The following is a 15,329-nucleotide window of genomic DNA, read 5'->3' as shown; positions in this document are numbered from 1 at the left end:
AGCTACCGGGCTTGAAGCACAATCACACTCAGCCTTGGCGCTGTTTGTGACGCGGTTCCGCGCTGCAAATTACTCGAACAACACCTTCGCGGCGAATAATCTTGCAGTTACGGCACAGCTTTTTCACCGATGCACGAACTTTCATCACCAACTCCTCGAACCTTATGGGTACTCAGCGCAACATGCCGCTGCCGTAACCCTTCAGGTTGGCTTTCTTCATCAGGGATTCGTACTGGTGCGAAACGAGGTGCGATTGTACTTGGGACATGAAGTCCATCACAACCACGACGACGATCAGCAACGAGGTCCCGCCAAGGTAGAACGGTACGTTTGCTGCAACCACCAGGAACTGGGGCAACAGGCACACGGCCGTCATGTAAAGAGCACCGAACATGGTCAAGCGAGTCAGAACGCCATCAATGTAGCGCGCAGACTGCTCACCTGGACGGATGCCCGGAATAAAGGCACCGGACTTCTTCAGGTTTTCCGCTACGTCTTTCGGATTGAACATCAACGCCGTATAGAAGAAGCAGAAGAAAATAATCCCTGCACTAAACAGCAGAATATTCAACGGCTGACCAGGAGCGATCGACTGCGAGATGTCCTGCAACCAGCCCATACCTTCAGACTGACCGAACCAGGCACCCAACGAAGCCGGGAACAGCAAAATGCTGCTCGCGAAAATGGCCGGAATAACACCGGCCATGTTCACCTTCAGCGGCAAGTGGCTAGTCTGCGCAGCAAAGACCTTACGGCCCTGCTGACGCTTGGCGTAGTGAACAGCAATACGACGCTGACCACGCTCAATGAACACCACGAAACCGATAATCGCTACTGCCAGCAAACCGATGGCAACCAAGGCGAAGATGTTGATATCGCCCTGACGTGCAGACTCGAAAGACTGCCCGATCGCTCTCGGAAGACCGGCGACGATACCCGAAAAAATCAACATCGAGATACCGTTGCCAACACCACGCTCAGTAATCTGCTCACCCAGCCACATCATGAACATCGCACCAGCCACAAAAGTGGATACCGCGACGAAATGGAAGCCAAAGTCACCAGTGAACGCAACGCCCTGCCCTGCCAGACCAATGGACATGCCAATTGCCTGAACGAGAGCGAGGACGACAGTGCCGTAGCGGGTGTACTGGCTGATCTTGCGACGGCCAGCTTCACCTTCCTTCTTCAACTGCTCCAGCTGCGGGCTGACGGCGGTCATCAGCTGCATGATGATCGATGCCGAAATGTACGGCATGATCCCCAGTGCAAAGATGCTCATCCGTTCCAGCGCGCCGCCGGAAAACATGTTGAACAAGCTAAGAATGGTCCCCTCATTCTGTCGAAACAGGTCCGCGAGTCGGTCCGGGTTGATACCTGGAACCGGGATGTGTGCGCCTATTCGGTAGACGATAATCGCCAGGAACAGAAAACGCAGACGAGCCCAGAGTTCAGACATACCGCCTTTGCCGAGCGCAGAGAGAGCACCTTGCTTAGCCATTTATTCCTCGAACTTGCCGCCAGCTGCTTCGATAGCCGCACGCGCACCTTTGGTGGCGCCGATTCCCTTTCCGATGGTGACAGCGCGAGTAACTTCGCCGGACAGCATGATTTTCACACGCTGTACGTTGACGTTGATCACGTTGGCATCTTTCAGGGACTGCACGGTGACGATGTCGCCTTCCACTTTAGCCAGCTCGGACAAACGCACTTCTGCGCGATCCATGGCTTTCAGGGAAACGAAACCGAACTTCGGCAGGCGACGATGCAGCGGCTGTTGACCGCCTTCAAAGCCTGGAGCAATGGTGCCACCGGAGCGGGAGGACTGACCTTTGTGGCCACGGCCACCGGTCTTGCCCAAACCACTACCGATACCACGGCCCGGACGATGCTTTTCGCGACGGGAACCCGGCGCTGGACTCAGATCATTGAGTTTCATCGATTAACCCTCGACACGCAGCATGTAGTAAGCCTTGTTGATCATCCCGCGATTCTCGGGAGTATCCTGGACTTCTACAGTGTGACCGATGCGACGCAGACCAAGACCCTTAACGCACAGTTTGTGGTTAGGGATACGGCCGGTCATGCTTTTGATCAGCGTAACTTTAACGGTAGCCATGATCAGAAGATCTCCTTGACGCTTTTGCCACGCTTGGCGGCAATGGATTCAGGAGACTGCATAGCTTTCAAACCTTTGAAAGTGGCGTGAACCACGTTTACCGGGTTAGTCGAGCCGTAGCACTTGGCCAGAACGTTCTGAACGCCAGCAACTTCGAGGACAGCACGCATAGCGCCGCCAGCGATGATACCGGTACCTTCAGAAGCAGGCTGCATGTACACCTTCGAAGCGCCGTGACCGGACTTCATTGCGTACTGCAGAGTGGTGCCGTTCAGATCAACTTGGATCATGTTGCGGCGAGCAGCTTCCATTGCCTTCTGGATCGCAGCAGGCACTTCACGCGACTTGCCACGGCCGAAGCCAACACGCCCTTTACCATCACCAACCACGGTCAACGCGGTGAAAGTGAAGATACGGCCGCCTTTAACGGTTTTGGCTACGCGGTTAACTTGAACCAGCTTCTCGATGTAGCCTTCGTCGCGCTTTTGGTCGTTATTTGACATAACTTAGAACTCCAGCCCAGCTTCACGAGCAGCATCAGCCAGCGCCTTGACGCGACCGTGGTACTTGAAGCCAGAGCGGTCGAAAGCCACCTGCGAGACGCCAGCGGCTTTAGCACGCGTAGCGACCAGCTGGCCAACCTTAGTGGCCGCGTCGATGTTGCCAGTGGCGCCATCACGCAGTTCTTTATCCAAAGTCGAGGCAGATGCCAGGACTTTGTTGCCGTCGGCCGAAATGACCTGGGCGTAGATGTGCTGCGACGAGCGGAACACGCAGAGACGCACGACTTCGAGTTCGTGCATTTTCAGGCGTGCTTTGCGAGCGCGACGCAGTCGAGTAACTTTTTTGTCGGTCATTTGCTATGCCCTACTTCTTCTTGGCTTCTTTACGACGGACGACTTCGTCCGCGTAGCGCACACCTTTGCCTTTGTACGGCTCTGGTGGACGGAAGTCGCGGATCTCGGCGGCCACTTGACCTACCAGCTGCTTATCGATGCCCTTGATCAGGATATCGGTCTGGCTAGGAGTCTCAGCGGTGATGCCTTCCGGCAGTTCATAATCCACTGGGTGCGAGAAGCCAAGAGCCAGGTTCAGCACTGTGCCTTTTGCTTGCGCTTTGTAACCAACACCGACCAGCTGGAGCTTGCGCTCGAAGCCTTGGCTTACGCCTTGGACCATGTTGTTTACCAACGCACGAGTGGTACCAGCCATTGCGCGAGTTTGTTGATCGCCATTGCGAGCAGCGAAACGCAGCTCACCAGCTTCTTCAACGATCTCAACGGACGAATGGATGTTCAGTTCGAGAGTGCCCTTGGCACCCTTCACCGAAAGCTGTTGGCCTGCGAATTTGACTTCGACACCGGCTGGCAGCTTAACGGGGTTCTTAGCGACGCGTGACATGCTTATCCCCCCTTAGAACACAGTGCAAAGAACTTCGCCGCCGACACCGGCAGCGCGCGCAGCACGATCCGTCATCACACCTTTGTTGGTGGAGACGATAGACACACCGAGACCGCCACGAACTTTTGGCAGATCATCGACGGACTTGTACTGACGCAGGCCTGGACGGCTAACGCGCTTCACTTCCTCGATGACCGGACGGCCTTCGAAGTACTTCAGCTCGATGGACAGCAGTGGTTTGATTTCGCTGCTGATCTGATAACCCGCAATGTAACCTTCGTCCTTCAGGACTTTGGCAACAGCTACCTTCAAAGTAGAAGATGGCATGCTTACGACGGACTTTTCAGCCATCTGGGCATTACGGATTCGAGTTAGCATGTCCGCTAACGGGTCCTGCATACTCATGGGCTAGACGCTCCTAATACAAAAAAATTAGCCTTGCGGCTACTACGTGTCGCCGAGCTCATCCATGCGGAAAAAGCACGGGCTCAGGCGAGCCGGGTATTCTAGACACACCCCACAAATGAATCAAGCCCCAAAAGGGGCTTGATTCAAGTTCAAGGTCACCGGCGGTCAGGATCTTGCGAACCCGAACACCGAGACTTTGATAGTGCTTACCAGCTGGCTTTAACCAGACCAGGTACGTCACCACGCATTGCAGCTTCACGCAGTTTGTTACGGCCGAGGCCGAACTTGCGGTAAACGCCGTGTGGACGACCGGTCAGGCGGCAGCGGTTACGCATGCGCGAGGCGCTTGCGTCACGTGGCTGCTTCTGCAGAGCTACTGTAGCTTCCCAGCGTGCTTCTGGACTTGCGTTCAGATCAACGATGATAGCTTTCAGTGCTGCACGCTTTTTGGCGTACTTGGCAACCGTGAGCTGACGCTTCAGCTCGCGGTTTTTCATGCTCATCTTGGCCATTTTCCTACTCCAATCAGTTGCGGAACGGGAATTTGAAAGCACGCAACAGGGCGCGACCTTCATCATCGTTCTTGGCAGTGGTGGTCAGGGTAATGTCCAGACCGCGGAGAGCATCGATCTTGTCGTAGTCGATTTCCGGGAAGATGATCTGCTCTTTAACGCCCATGCTGTAGTTACCACGACCATCGAAGGACTTGGCATTCAGGCCGCGGAAGTCGCGAACCCGAGGCAGGGAGATCGACAGCAGACGATCCAGGAACTCGTACATACGCTCACGGCGCAGGGTCACTTTGACGCCGATCGGCCAACCTTCACGGACTTTAAAGCCAGCGATGGATTTCCGAGCGTAGGTCACAACGACTTTCTGGCCGGTGATCTTTTCCAGGTCGGCAACAGCGTGCTCGATGACTTTTTTGTCACCGACCGCTTCGCCCAGACCCATGTTCAGGGTGATTTTTGTAACGCGTGGAACTTCCATCACGTTCGAAAGCTTAAGTTCTTCCTTAAGTTTCGGTGCGATTTCCTTCCAGTAAATCTCTTTTAGTCGTGCCATGGTCTTCTACCTAGCAGTGTTCAAGCATCAACCGCTTTTTGGGTCGACTTGAAGACACGAATTTTCTTGCCGTCTTCTACTTTGAAACCAACGCGGTCAGCCTTGTTGGTTTCGCCGTTGAAAATGGCGACGTTAGAAGCGTCCAGTGGAGCTTCTTTTTCGACGATACCGCCTTGTACGCCCGACATCGGGTTAGGCTTGGTATGACGCTTAACCAGGTTCAGACCGCCAATAACCAGACGGTTATTAGCGAGAACCTTAAGCACCTTACCGCGCTTACCTTTGTCTTTGCCGGCGATCACGATGATCTCGTCGTCACGACGAATCTTTTGCATGTCGGATCTCCTTACAGCACTTCTGGGGCGAGCGAGACGATCTTCATGAACTTCTCAGTACGAAGTTCACGGGTCACTGGCCCAAAGATACGGGTGCCGATCGGCTCTTGCTTGTTGTTCAGAAGAACAGCAGCGTTGCCATCAAAGCGGATAATGGAGCCATCAGCACGACGTACGCCGTGACGAGTGCGGACTACAACAGCAGTCATCACTTGGCCTTTTTTCACTTTACCGCGAGGAATTGCTTCCTTCACGGTAACTTTGATGATGTCACCGATACCAGCGTAACGACGATGGGAGCCACCCAGCACCTTGATGCACATAACACGGCGAGCGCCGCTGTTATCGGCCACATCGAGCATGGATTGAGTCTGAATCATATAATTTCTCCGACCCCTAGTCCTTAGACTTCCACAGCGCGTTCGAGAACATCAACCAGCGCCCAAGACTTGGTCTTGGCCAAAGGACGAGTTTCACGAATAGTGACTTTGTCGCCGATGTGGCACTGATTGGTTTCGTCGTGCGCGTGCAGCTTAGTCGAACGCTTAACGTATTTACCGTAGATCGGGTGCTTAACGCGACGCTCGATCAGTACGGTGATGGTTTTGTCCATCTTGTCGCTGACAACACGGCCAGTCAGCGTACGGACAGTTTTTTCGGCTTCAGCCATGATTACTTACCTGCCTGCTGGTTGAGCACAGTCTTCACGCGAGCGATGTCACGCTTAACTTGCGAGAGCAGATGAGACTGCCCCAACTGGCCAGTTGCTTTCTGCATACGCAGATTGAACTGGTCGCGCAGCAAGCCGAGCAGTTGCTCGTTCAGCTGCTGTGCGGATTTTTCACGAAGTTCATTCGCTTTCATCACATCACCGTCCGTTTAACAAAGGCGGTGGCGAGCGGCAGCTTTGCAGCAGCCAGGGCAAAAGCCTCACGCGCCAGCTCTTCAGAAACACCCTCGATTTCATACAGGACTTTGCCTGGCTGAATCTGGGCAACCCAGTACTCCACACTACCCTTACCTTTACCCATCCGAACTTCGAGGGGCTTTTTGGAAATAGGCTTGTCCGGGAATACACGGATCCAGATCTTGCCGCCACGTTTAACGTGACGGGTCAGAGCACGACGCGCTGACTCAATCTGACGAGCGGTGAGACGACCACGAGCTACAGACTTCAGCGCATATTCGCCGAAGCTGACTTTGCTACCGCGCTGAGCCAGACCACGGTTGTGGCCTGTCATCTGCTTGCGGAACTTCGTACGCTTTGGTTGCAACATTTGGCGTACCCCTTACTTAGCAGCTTTTTTACGAGGCGCTGGTGCTTGTGGTTTCAGTTCTTCTTGGCGACCACCAATTACTTCGCCTTTGAAGATCCAAACCTTTACACCGATCACACCGTAAGTGGTGTGAGCTTCGTAGTTGGCATAGTCGATGTCGGCACGCAGGGTGTGCAGTGGCACACGACCTTCGCGATACCATTCAGTACGTGCGATTTYAGCACCGCCGAGACGACCGCTCACTTGGATTTTGATGCCTTTGGCACCAATGCGCATGGCGTTCTGAACAGCGCGCTTCATAGCGCGACGGAACATTACGCGACGCTCCAGCTGCTGAGCTACGCTCTGCGCAACCAGCATACCGTCGAGCTCCGGCTTGCGGATCTCTTCGATATTGATGTGCACAGGCACACCCATTTGCTTGGTCAGGTCCTGACGCAGTTTCTCAACATCTTCACCTTTCTTCCCGATAACAATACCTGGACGAGCGGTGTGGATGGTGATACGTGCAGTCTGAGCCGGACGATGGATATCGATACGGCTTACGGACGCGCTTTTTAGTTTGTCTTGGAGATACTCACGCACCTTCAGATCAGCGAACAAATAGTCCGCATAAGTCCGACCGTCTGCGTACCAGACGGAGGTGTGCTCCTTGACGATTCCCAGGCGAATGCCAATGGGATGTACTTTCTGACCCATCTCTTCGACTCCGTTACTTGTCAGCAACCTTGACAGTGATATGGCAAGACCGCTTGACGATGCGATCAGCACGGCCTTTGGCACGCGGCATGATGCGCTTCAGCGAACGCCCTTCGTTGACGAAAACGGTGCTGACTTTAAGGTCATCAACGTCTGCGCCTTCGTTATGCTCGGCGTTGGCTACGGCCGACTCCAGCACTTTCTTCATGATCTCGGCGGCTTTCTTACTGCTGAAAGCCAACAAGTTGAGCGCTTCGCCCACCTTCTTCCCGCGGATCTGGTCGGCGACCAAGCGGGCTTTCTGGGCGGAGATTCGAGCGCCCGACAACTTAGCGGCTACTTCCATTTCCTAACCCCTTAACGCTTGGCTTTCTTGTCTGCCACGTGCCCACGATAAGTGCGGGTACCGGCGAACTCGCCCAGTTTGTGGCCGACCATGTCTTCGTTAACGAGAACTGGGACGTGTTGACGACCGTTGTGTACTGCGATGGTCAAACCGACCATTTGTGGCAGGATCATCGAACGACGCGACCAGGTTTTCACCGGTTTGCGATCATTCTTTTCCGCCGCCACTTCGATCTTCTTCAGTAGGTGAAGATCGATAAAAGGACCTTTTTTCAGAGAACGTGGCACTGTCGTATCCCTCTATTTACTTGCGACGACGGACGATCATTTTGTCGGTACGCTTATTACCACGAGTCTTCGCGCCCTTAGTCGGGAAGCCCCATGGCGATACCGGATGACGACCACCAGAGGTACGACCTTCACCACCACCATGTGGGTGGTCAACCGGGTTCATGGCAACACCACGAACGGTTGGGCGAACGCCACGCCAGCGTTTGGCACCAGCTTTACCCAGCGAACGCAGGCTGTGCTCGGAGTTCGAGACTTCACCCAGGGTCGCGCGGCATTCAGCCAGCACTTTACGCATCTCACCAGAACGCAGACGCAGGGTCACGTAGACACCTTCACGAGCGATCAGCTGAGCCGAAGCACCAGCGGAACGAGCGATTTGGGCGCCTTTACCTGGCTTCAATTCGATGCCGTGTACGGTGCTACCAACTGGAATGTTACGCAGTTGCAGAGCGTTGCCCGGCTTGATCGGTGCCAGAGCACCTGCGATCAGCTGGTCACCAGCACTCACGCCTTTAGGGGCGATGATGTAGCGACGCTCGCCATCTGCGTACAGCAGCAGAGCGATGTGAGCAGTACGGTTTGGATCGTATTCAATACGCTCGACAGTGGCAGAGATGCCATCTTTGTCGTTGCGACGGAAATCGACCAGACGATAATGCTGCTTATGGCCACCACCGATGTGACGAGTGGTAATACGACCATTGTTGTTACGACCACCAGTCTTCGATTTTTTCTCGAGCAGCGGTGCGTGAGGAGCGCCTTTATGCAGCTCCTGGTTGACCACCTTGACCACAAAACGGCGGCCAGGGGAAGTCGGTTTGCATTTAACGATTGCCATGATGCACCCCTTCCTTACTCAGCACTGCTGCTGAAATCGAGATCTTGGCCTGGCTGAAGGGAGATAACTGCCTTCTTCCAGTCATTACGCTTGCCCAGACCGCGAGCAGTGCGCTTGCTCTTACCCAGAACATTCAGGGTAGTAACACGCTCTACTTTCACGCTGAACAGGCTTTCGACGGCCTTCTTGATTTCCAGCTTGGTTGCGTCAGTTGCAACCTTGAAAACGAACTGGCCTTTCTTGTCAGCCAGAACCGTAGCCTTCTCGGAAACGTGCGGGCCAAGCAGAACTTTAAATACGCGTTCCTGGTTCATCCCAGCAGCTCCTCGAATTTCTTCACGGCCGACACGGTGATCAACACCTTGTCGTATGCGATCAGACTAACTGGATCGGAACCTTGCACGTCACGGACATCAACGTGTGGCAGGTTACGAGCAGCCAGGTACAGGTTCTGATCAACGACTTCAGACACGATCAAGACGTCAGTCAAGCCCATGCCGGTCAGTTTGTTCAGCAGATCTTTGGTCTTCGGTGCATCAACAGCGAAATCCTGAACCACTACCAGACGATCAGTACGCACCAGCTCAGCAAGGATGGAACGCATTGCTGCGCGATACATCTTCTTGTTCAGCTTCTGGGTGTGATCCTGAGGACGAGCTGCGAAAGTGGTACCGCCGCCACGCCAGATTGGGCTACGGATAGTACCGGCACGAGCACGGCCAGTACCTTTCTGACGCCATGGGCGCTTACCGCCACCACGAACGTCGGAACGGGTCTTTTGCTGCTTGGAACCCTGACGACCGCCAGCCATGTAGGCCACGACTGCCTGGTGAACCAGCGTCTCGTTGAATTCGCCGCCAAATGTCAGTTCGGAAACTTCGATCGCTTGAGCGTCATTTACATTTAATTGCATGTCAGCTTCCCCTTAACCGCGAGCCTTGGCTGCTGGACGTACAACCAAGTTGCCGCCAGTAGCGCCAGGAACAGCGCCCTTGACCAACAACAGATTGCGTTCAGCGTCCACGCGCACTACTTCGAGGGACTGCACGGTCACGCGCTCAGCGCCCATATGACCGGACATTTTTTTGCCCTTGAATACACGACCAGGAGTCTGGCACTGGCCGATAGAGCCTGGAACGCGGTGGGACACGGAGTTACCGTGGGTATTATCTTGCCCGCGGAAGTTCCAACGCTTGATCGTACCCTGGAAGCCTTTACCTTTGGACTGACCGGTTACATCAACCAGTTGACCAGCAGCGAAGATTTCAGCGTTGATCAGATCGCCGGCCTGGTACTCGCCTTCTTCAAGGCGGAATTCCATTACGGTACGACCAGCGGCAACGTTCGCCTTAGCGAAGTGGCCAGCTTGAGCAGCTGTAACACGCGAAGCACGACGCTCGCCGACAGTGACTTGCACTGCACGATAGCCATCGGTTTCTTCAGTTTTGAACTGGGTGACGCGATTCGGTTCGATCTCAATGACCGTGACCGGAATGGAGACACCTTCTTCGGTGAAAATACGGGTCATACCGCATTTACGACCGACTACACCAATAGTCATGTTGTAAACCTCATGAGTGTACGGGGCTTTCACCCGCTATGGCCGCCCATTTCAGAGCGTTACACGACTAAGACCGAGTCTTAGCCGAGGCTGATCTGCACTTCCACACCGGCCGCAAGATCAAGCTTCATAAGAGCATCAACGGTTTTATCCGTTGGCTGGACGATGTCCAGTACGCGCTTATGAGTACGGATCTCGTACTGGTCACGCGCGTCTTTGTTGACGTGCGGGGAGACCAGAACGGTGAACCGCTCTTTACGGGTAGGCAGTGGAATTGGACCACGCACTTGAGCACCAGTACGTTTCGCGGTTTCCACGATTTCCTGGGTGGATTGGTCGATCAGGCGATGGTCAAAAGCCTTCAACCTGATACGGATTTGCTGATTTTGCATTGGATTTCAGACTCCGGCTGCTATTCCCACCGAGCGCAATACGCCCGTTAAAAGGAGGCGCAATTCTATAGACGCCCCAGATAGGTGTCAACCCAATAAAAAAGCCCCCGCTAAGCGGAGGCTTTTTCAATTCATCAAGCCGACTCTAAAAGAGACTTACTCGATGATTTTGGCTACGACGCCAGCGCCGACGGTACGACCGCCTTCACGGATAGCGAAACGCAGACCATCTTCCATCGCRATGGTTTTGATCAGGGTAACAGTCATCTGAATGTTGTCACCTGGCATTACCATTTCAACGCCTTCTGGCAGCTCGCAGTTACCAGTCACGTCAGTAGTACGGAAGTAGAACTGTGGACGGTAGCCTTTGAAGAACGGAGTATGACGACCGCCTTCTTCCTTGCTCAGAACRTAAACTTCTGCGGTGAACTTGGTGTGCGGCTTAACCGAACCCGGCTTAACCAGAACCTGACCACGCTCAACGTCGTCACGCTTGGTGCCACGCAGCAGAACGCCGCAGTTCTCGCCAGCACGACCTTCGTCGAGCAGTTTGCGGAACATTTCAACGCCGGTGCAAGTGGTGACGGTRGTGTCACGCAGACCAACGATTTCCAGCGGATCCTGAACGCGAACGATACCGCGCTCGATACGACCAGTCACAACAGTACCGCGACCGGAGATCGAGAATACGTCTTCGATTGGCATCAGGAACGGCTTGTCGGTCAGACGAACTGGTTCTGGGATGTAGCTGTCCAGAGTTTCAACCAGTTTACGAACGGCAGTGGTGCCCATTTCGTTGTCGTCTTTGCCTTCCAGCGCCATACGAGCCGAACCGATGATGATTGGAGTGTCATCGCCCGGGAAGTCGTAGGTGGACAGCAGGTCGCGAACTTCCATCTCAACCAGTTCCAGCAGYTCAGCGTCGTCTACCAGGTCAGCCTTGTTCAGGAAAACCACGATGTACGGAACGCCTACCTGACGRGACAGCAGGATGTGCTCACGGGTTTGYGGCATCGGACCATCAGCGGCCGAGCAAACCAGGATAGCGCCGTCCATTTGAGCAGCACCGGTGATCATGTTCTTCACATAGTCAGCGTGACCTGGGCAGTCAACGTGAGCGTAGTGACGGATCTTCGAGTTGTACTCAACGTGCGCGGTGTTRATGGTGATACCGCGAGCTTTTTCTTCTGGCGCGCTGTCGATCTTATCGAAATCAACGATAGCCGAACCGAAAACCTCGGAGCAAACACGAGTCAGAGCAGCAGTCAGAGTGGTTTTACCGTGGTCAACGTGACCAATGGTACCAACGTTGACGTGCGGCAGAGAACGATCGAACTTTTCCTTAGCCATCGAAACAACCCTCAGCAGAAGAATTAAGCGAACAATATCAGCCATTAAAACAAAGGCAGATATTTTCATATCTGCCTTGTTATATGGAGCTCTTGAGCGGATTTGAACCGCTGACCTCACCCTTACCAAGGGTGTGCTCTACCAACTGAGCTACAAGAGCGTAACACTTTGCAGGACCTGCAAACTTGGAGCGGGTAGCGGGAATCGAACCCGCATCATCAGCTTGGAAGGCTGAGGTTCTACCACTAAACTATACCCGCGGAGCTTGCAGCTCTCGCTAAAAATGGTGGAGGGGGAAGGATTCGAACCTTCGAAGTCGTAGACGTCAGATTTACAGTCTGATCCCTTTGGCCGCTCGGGAACCCCTCCTAAGCGAGCCGGCATTCTACATCATGCCAGCCTTCTGTCAAGCATTTTTCTCATTAAAAACCTGAGCTTAGCTGCGTTGACACTGCTATCACACCGCTGACCGTTAAAGGTCTTCACTGCGAAGCGGGCGCCATTCTATTCAAACTATTCGGCAGGCGCAACCCCCTCGCACGGCATTATTTTATGTTTTAACTCATTGAATTCTTTAGAAAGGTTTTGCAGCTGCAAACCATCCAGCAAACGCTGGCTTTCGGGTAATACAAGCACCCAGTAACCGGACGACTCGACGGGATCTTTCTGCAAGGACTGAAACCTCACACCCATCTCACCAAGTCGCCGCCCAACCAACAACAGTGACTCCTGACGAGAAAAGCCACCCAAATAGAGACAGCTTCCGCTAGCCACTGTGGATTTTTCTTTGTCATGAGTCGCATCAGCTGCTTCGCTCAACAAGCGAATATCCTGCTGAGACCCTCGGTACAAACTCAAAGGCGTTACATCTTTTGCCCGCAGAGGGGCTTCTTGCTGATGCCAAATGTAATAGACGACGTTGAGAACAAGCAGCAACAGGAGCAACCAACGCATAAAAACCTCAAGACAATGGACATGCCATCGCTAAACCTACAAAAATCAGGTCTGGAACCAGCCTGGCCTCGGGCACGATTCCGGCGACAAGAGCCGCATCTCCCCCGGTAAGGAACACCACAAAGTCCTCCCCCCAATAACTGCGCGCCATCTCCAGTTGAGTCAGGACAAACCCCCTCAGCATAAGAGAACAGCCTCGCTCAACCGCCTCCACTGTCGTGCGACCAGGAGCGAGACTCTCAAGGGCCCGCTCGGCAGCCAGATCCCCATACCTAATCTTGCGAGTATGGGTTCGTAGCTGATGACGCATCAAAGGCATCCCAGGGCAAATAAAACCACCAAGATGCTCTCCATCCCCAGCAACGAAGTCAGCAGTCACAGCCGTACCGAAATCAAGCACCAGGCACGCACCAGAAGCCAGATGAAACCCTCCAAGCATTGCCAGCCAGCGATCTAGCCCCAACCGCTCATACTCGTCATAGCCATTGCGCACCCCAGCCACTTGGCGAGCAGGCGAAGCACATACCACAGACACACCAAAAGCTTGCGTCAATAGATAGTTCAACGCACTGGTTTCTTCCGCCGTTCTAACACTCACCAACCGACAGTGCGTAAGGGCTAGCCCATCAAGATTGCGCAGCCCTTCCAGCAAAGCGTCATCTGAATCGACTACGCCCTCACTGAACACTCGACTGACACCTGCGCGAAGCACACGCCACTTTATAAAACTATTTCCACAGTCGAGCTCAAGAATCATCACGCAACCTCAAACTGAGCTCACCACCACTAAAGACTTTTTCAACGCCATTCACTTTCAAGCGCAAAGCCCCCTGACTGTCGATACCCAACACTTCCCCCTCTATCTGGCTCGTGCCGGCTATCAATGTGACTGGTCGCCCTTGCCATAGGTGATTTTGCTCCCACTCAGACTGAATAGAGGAGAACCCATCGCGCTGGTGCCGAGCCAAATACGCCTGGAGCTGCGAACACAACTCCGAAACCAGGTGATTACGATCAATCACCCTGCCCGACTCCAGGCGCATCGATGTCCACAACTGGTCAACCTCATCAGTGATCTGCATGTTGACGTTGATGCCAACACCGATCACTACGTGACACACATCCGCGGGATCACCGACCAACTCAAGCAATATCCCGGCGATTTTTTTCTGATCAGCCAATAAATCGTTGGGCCATTTTAATCCAACGCCAGAAACACCGAGCGCACGCAAGGTGTGCATGACCGCGAGACCGACAACGAGGCTCAATCCCTCCAGTTGTCGCATTCCACCCTCTATGCGCAACACCAAACTGCAATAGATGTTTTCTGCGAAAGGACTGACCCATTTGCGCCCTCGCCGCCCACGCCCAGCGGTCTGGCGCTCGGCAAGCAATAACAATGGCGCGGCCCGACCACGCTCAATAGCTCGTAAAGCCTCAGCGTTGGTGGAGTCTATTGAATCGAAGACAAAAATGGGCCAGCCACAATCAGGTGCACGCTCTTTTATGGCTACAGGATCGAGCAGCGTCAACGGCGCAGCCAGCTGATATCCGCGGCCGCGCACTTTATGAATAGACAAGCCGAGCTCAGCTTCTAGATGCTGAAGCTGCTTCCACACAGCACTACGACTGATGCCCAACGCAACACCCAGAGCCTCACCCGAATGGAACCGGCCATCTTTAAGAAGCTTTAACAACGTCAGCATGTAAGTTTCGCCTCACAATGAGGCCCGCATGATAGCCATGCCGCGAGCCGCTGCATAGAAACCCGACAAGCCGGGTTTTCTGCAGGCAAAACAAAACCCCAACTGCTTTCGCAATTGGGGTTTCGGAATTTAATCTTGACGATGACCTACTCTCACATGGGGAAACCCCACACTACCATCGGCGATGCATCGTTTCACTGCTGAGTTCGGGATGGGATCAGGTGGTTCCAATGCTCTATGGTCGTCAAGAAATTCGGGTACCGAGTCGTGGCCAGCTGGCCGCGCTTCAGCAAATTGGGTATGCGATAGTTGGGTGTTTTGTGAGTATCTCGAACTTTCGGTTCGTTTCGTCTTCACACACCGCAATCTGGCCTTTCGACGCAAATTGCTTGGGTGTTATATGGTCAAGCCTCACGGGCAATTAGTATTGGTTAGCTCAACGCCTCACAGCGCTTACACACCCAACCTATCAACGTCGTAGTCTTCGACGGCCCTTCAGGGGACTCAAGGTCCCAGTGAGATCTCATCTTGAGGCTAGTTTCCCGCTTAGATGCTTTCAGCGGTTATCTATTCCGAACATAGCTACCC

General features: G+C 53.9%; 27 protein-coding genes, 3 tRNA genes and 2 rRNA genes. All 32 read right to left on the bottom strand.

From position 1 onward, the window contains the following. Positions 1-28: 28 nt before the first annotated feature. Entirely contained in the window at positions 29-145 is a 117-nt protein-coding gene (rpmJ, locus tag AC1D2P_RS27620; RefSeq protein ID WP_002555468.1) for a 50S ribosomal protein L36, read from the bottom strand. 27 nt (positions 146-172) lie between these two features. Beyond that, the gene (secY, locus tag AC1D2P_RS27615) at positions 173-1,501 is read right to left on the bottom strand and encodes a preprotein translocase subunit SecY (protein WP_003228718.1); all 1,329 of its coding nucleotides are present in this window, start codon (positions 1,499-1,501) and stop codon (positions 173-175) included. Continuing rightward, the gene (gene rplO / locus AC1D2P_RS27610) at positions 1,502-1,939 is read right to left on the bottom strand and encodes a 50S ribosomal protein L15 (protein ID WP_007896782.1); all 438 of its coding nucleotides are present in this window, start codon (positions 1,937-1,939) and stop codon (positions 1,502-1,504) included. A gap of 3 nt (positions 1,940-1,942) precedes the next feature. Then, entirely contained in the window at positions 1,943-2,119 is a 177-nt protein-coding gene (gene rpmD / locus AC1D2P_RS27605) for a 50S ribosomal protein L30 (protein ID WP_003176408.1), read from the bottom strand. A 2-nt stretch (positions 2,120-2,121) separates the two neighbouring features. Beyond that, a complete protein-coding gene (gene rpsE / locus AC1D2P_RS27600; RefSeq protein WP_007943782.1) occupies positions 2,122-2,622 on the bottom strand; it encodes a 30S ribosomal protein S5 in 501 nt (166 codons plus the stop codon). A gap of 3 nt (positions 2,623-2,625) precedes the next feature. Beyond that, a complete protein-coding gene (rplR, locus tag AC1D2P_RS27595; protein WP_003186037.1) occupies positions 2,626-2,976 on the bottom strand; it encodes a 50S ribosomal protein L18 in 351 nt (116 codons plus the stop codon). A 10-nt stretch (positions 2,977-2,986) separates the two neighbouring features. Continuing rightward, a complete protein-coding gene (gene rplF, locus AC1D2P_RS27590; protein WP_003176412.1) occupies positions 2,987-3,520 on the bottom strand; it encodes a 50S ribosomal protein L6 in 534 nt (177 codons plus the stop codon). 12 nt (positions 3,521-3,532) lie between these two features. Further along, the gene (gene rpsH / locus AC1D2P_RS27585; protein WP_003186040.1) at positions 3,533-3,925 is read right to left on the bottom strand and encodes a 30S ribosomal protein S8; all 393 of its coding nucleotides are present in this window, start codon (positions 3,923-3,925) and stop codon (positions 3,533-3,535) included. Positions 3,926-4,134: 209 nt separating this feature from the next. Continuing rightward, positions 4,135-4,440 carry a 30S ribosomal protein S14 gene (gene rpsN / locus AC1D2P_RS27580; RefSeq protein ID WP_003176414.1) on the bottom strand — a complete coding sequence of 102 codons (306 nt, stop codon included), beginning with the start codon at positions 4,438-4,440 and terminating at the stop codon, positions 4,135-4,137. Between the two features lie 13 nt (positions 4,441-4,453). Further along, positions 4,454-4,993: a 50S ribosomal protein L5 gene (gene rplE, locus AC1D2P_RS27575; protein WP_003176415.1), complete on the bottom strand. Its 540-nt coding sequence runs from the start codon at positions 4,991-4,993 to the stop codon at positions 4,454-4,456. Positions 4,994-5,013: 20 nt separating this feature from the next. Next, positions 5,014-5,328, bottom strand: a complete 315-nt coding sequence (gene rplX, locus AC1D2P_RS27570) for a 50S ribosomal protein L24 (protein WP_003176416.1) — start codon at positions 5,326-5,328, stop codon at positions 5,014-5,016. 11 nt (positions 5,329-5,339) lie between these two features. Beyond that, positions 5,340-5,708, bottom strand: coding sequence for a 50S ribosomal protein L14 (gene rplN / locus AC1D2P_RS27565; protein WP_002555479.1), 369 nt, complete (start codon positions 5,706-5,708; stop codon positions 5,340-5,342). Positions 5,709-5,731: 23 nt separating this feature from the next. Then, positions 5,732-5,998: a 30S ribosomal protein S17 gene (rpsQ, locus tag AC1D2P_RS27560; RefSeq protein WP_003176419.1), complete on the bottom strand. Its 267-nt coding sequence runs from the start codon at positions 5,996-5,998 to the stop codon at positions 5,732-5,734. Positions 5,999-6,000: 2 nt separating this feature from the next. After that, positions 6,001-6,192, bottom strand: coding sequence for a 50S ribosomal protein L29 (rpmC, locus tag AC1D2P_RS27555; RefSeq protein ID WP_002555481.1), 192 nt, complete (start codon positions 6,190-6,192; stop codon positions 6,001-6,003). After that, complete coding sequence (gene rplP / locus AC1D2P_RS27550; RefSeq protein WP_007943783.1) at positions 6,192-6,605, bottom strand: 50S ribosomal protein L16; 414 nt, start codon at positions 6,603-6,605, stop codon at positions 6,192-6,194. Before rplP ends, rpmC begins: the two co-directional genes overlap by 1 nt. 12 nt (positions 6,606-6,617) lie before the next feature. Next, positions 6,618-7,304: a 30S ribosomal protein S3 gene (gene rpsC, locus AC1D2P_RS27545; protein WP_477811690.1), complete on the bottom strand. Its 687-nt coding sequence runs from the start codon at positions 7,302-7,304 to the stop codon at positions 6,618-6,620. Positions 7,305-7,317: 13 nt separating this feature from the next. Then, complete coding sequence (gene rplV / locus AC1D2P_RS27540) at positions 7,318-7,650, bottom strand: 50S ribosomal protein L22 (RefSeq protein ID WP_003103908.1); 333 nt, start codon at positions 7,648-7,650, stop codon at positions 7,318-7,320. Between the two features lie 11 nt (positions 7,651-7,661). Further along, positions 7,662-7,937, bottom strand: a complete 276-nt coding sequence (gene rpsS, locus AC1D2P_RS27535) for a 30S ribosomal protein S19 (RefSeq protein WP_002555486.1) — start codon at positions 7,935-7,937, stop codon at positions 7,662-7,664. Between the two features lie 16 nt (positions 7,938-7,953). Then, the gene (gene rplB, locus AC1D2P_RS27530; protein ID WP_003176423.1) at positions 7,954-8,778 is read right to left on the bottom strand and encodes a 50S ribosomal protein L2; all 825 of its coding nucleotides are present in this window, start codon (positions 8,776-8,778) and stop codon (positions 7,954-7,956) included. Positions 8,779-8,792: 14 nt separating this feature from the next. Beyond that, positions 8,793-9,092: a 50S ribosomal protein L23 gene (gene rplW, locus AC1D2P_RS27525; protein ID WP_002555488.1), complete on the bottom strand. Its 300-nt coding sequence runs from the start codon at positions 9,090-9,092 to the stop codon at positions 8,793-8,795. Next, positions 9,089-9,691, bottom strand: coding sequence for a 50S ribosomal protein L4 (rplD, locus tag AC1D2P_RS27520; RefSeq protein ID WP_007896707.1), 603 nt, complete (start codon positions 9,689-9,691; stop codon positions 9,089-9,091). Before rplD ends, rplW begins: the two co-directional genes overlap by 4 nt. Before the next feature lie 12 nt (positions 9,692-9,703). Next, on the bottom strand, positions 9,704-10,339 hold the full coding sequence (gene rplC / locus AC1D2P_RS27515; RefSeq protein WP_003186059.1) for a 50S ribosomal protein L3: 636 nt from the start codon (positions 10,337-10,339) through the stop codon (positions 9,704-9,706). Between the two features lie 80 nt (positions 10,340-10,419). After that, positions 10,420-10,731 carry a 30S ribosomal protein S10 gene (gene rpsJ / locus AC1D2P_RS27510; RefSeq protein WP_003186070.1) on the bottom strand — a complete coding sequence of 104 codons (312 nt, stop codon included), beginning with the start codon at positions 10,729-10,731 and terminating at the stop codon, positions 10,420-10,422. A 156-nt stretch (positions 10,732-10,887) separates the two neighbouring features. Continuing rightward, the gene (gene tuf / locus AC1D2P_RS27505) at positions 10,888-12,081 is read right to left on the bottom strand and encodes an elongation factor Tu (protein WP_027924378.1); all 1,194 of its coding nucleotides are present in this window, start codon (positions 12,079-12,081) and stop codon (positions 10,888-10,890) included. Positions 12,082-12,165: 84 nt separating this feature from the next. Further along, positions 12,166-12,241 (bottom strand) — tRNA-Thr (locus tag AC1D2P_RS27500). A gap of 26 nt (positions 12,242-12,267) precedes the next feature. Beyond that, positions 12,268-12,341: transfer RNA gene (locus AC1D2P_RS27495), tRNA-Gly, on the bottom strand. 24 nt (positions 12,342-12,365) lie between these two features. Continuing rightward, a tRNA-Tyr gene (locus AC1D2P_RS27490) sits at positions 12,366-12,450 on the bottom strand. Between the two features lie 144 nt (positions 12,451-12,594). Beyond that, positions 12,595-13,035, bottom strand: coding sequence for a hypothetical protein (locus tag AC1D2P_RS27485; RefSeq protein ID WP_477758610.1), 441 nt, complete (start codon positions 13,033-13,035; stop codon positions 12,595-12,597). Between the two features lie 7 nt (positions 13,036-13,042). Further along, positions 13,043-13,792: a pantothenate kinase gene (locus AC1D2P_RS27480; RefSeq protein ID WP_109787303.1), complete on the bottom strand. Its 750-nt coding sequence runs from the start codon at positions 13,790-13,792 to the stop codon at positions 13,043-13,045. Beyond that, entirely contained in the window at positions 13,782-14,741 is a 960-nt protein-coding gene (gene birA, locus AC1D2P_RS27475) for a bifunctional biotin--[acetyl-CoA-carboxylase] ligase/biotin operon repressor BirA (protein ID WP_109787302.1), read from the bottom strand. The genes AC1D2P_RS27480 and birA overlap by 11 nt, the downstream gene beginning before the upstream one ends. Before the next feature lie 133 nt (positions 14,742-14,874). After that, positions 14,875-14,990 (bottom strand): 5S ribosomal RNA (gene rrf, locus AC1D2P_RS27470). A 151-nt stretch (positions 14,991-15,141) separates the two neighbouring features. Then, a 23S ribosomal RNA gene (locus AC1D2P_RS27465) occupies positions 15,142-15,329 on the bottom strand; the annotation flags it as partial.

Source organism: Pseudomonas sp. P1_F1_2 (genome assembly GCF_056405815.1).
The sequence above is the reverse complement of the archived record's forward strand: the minus strand, read 5'-3'. Positions and strand labels throughout refer to the sequence as shown.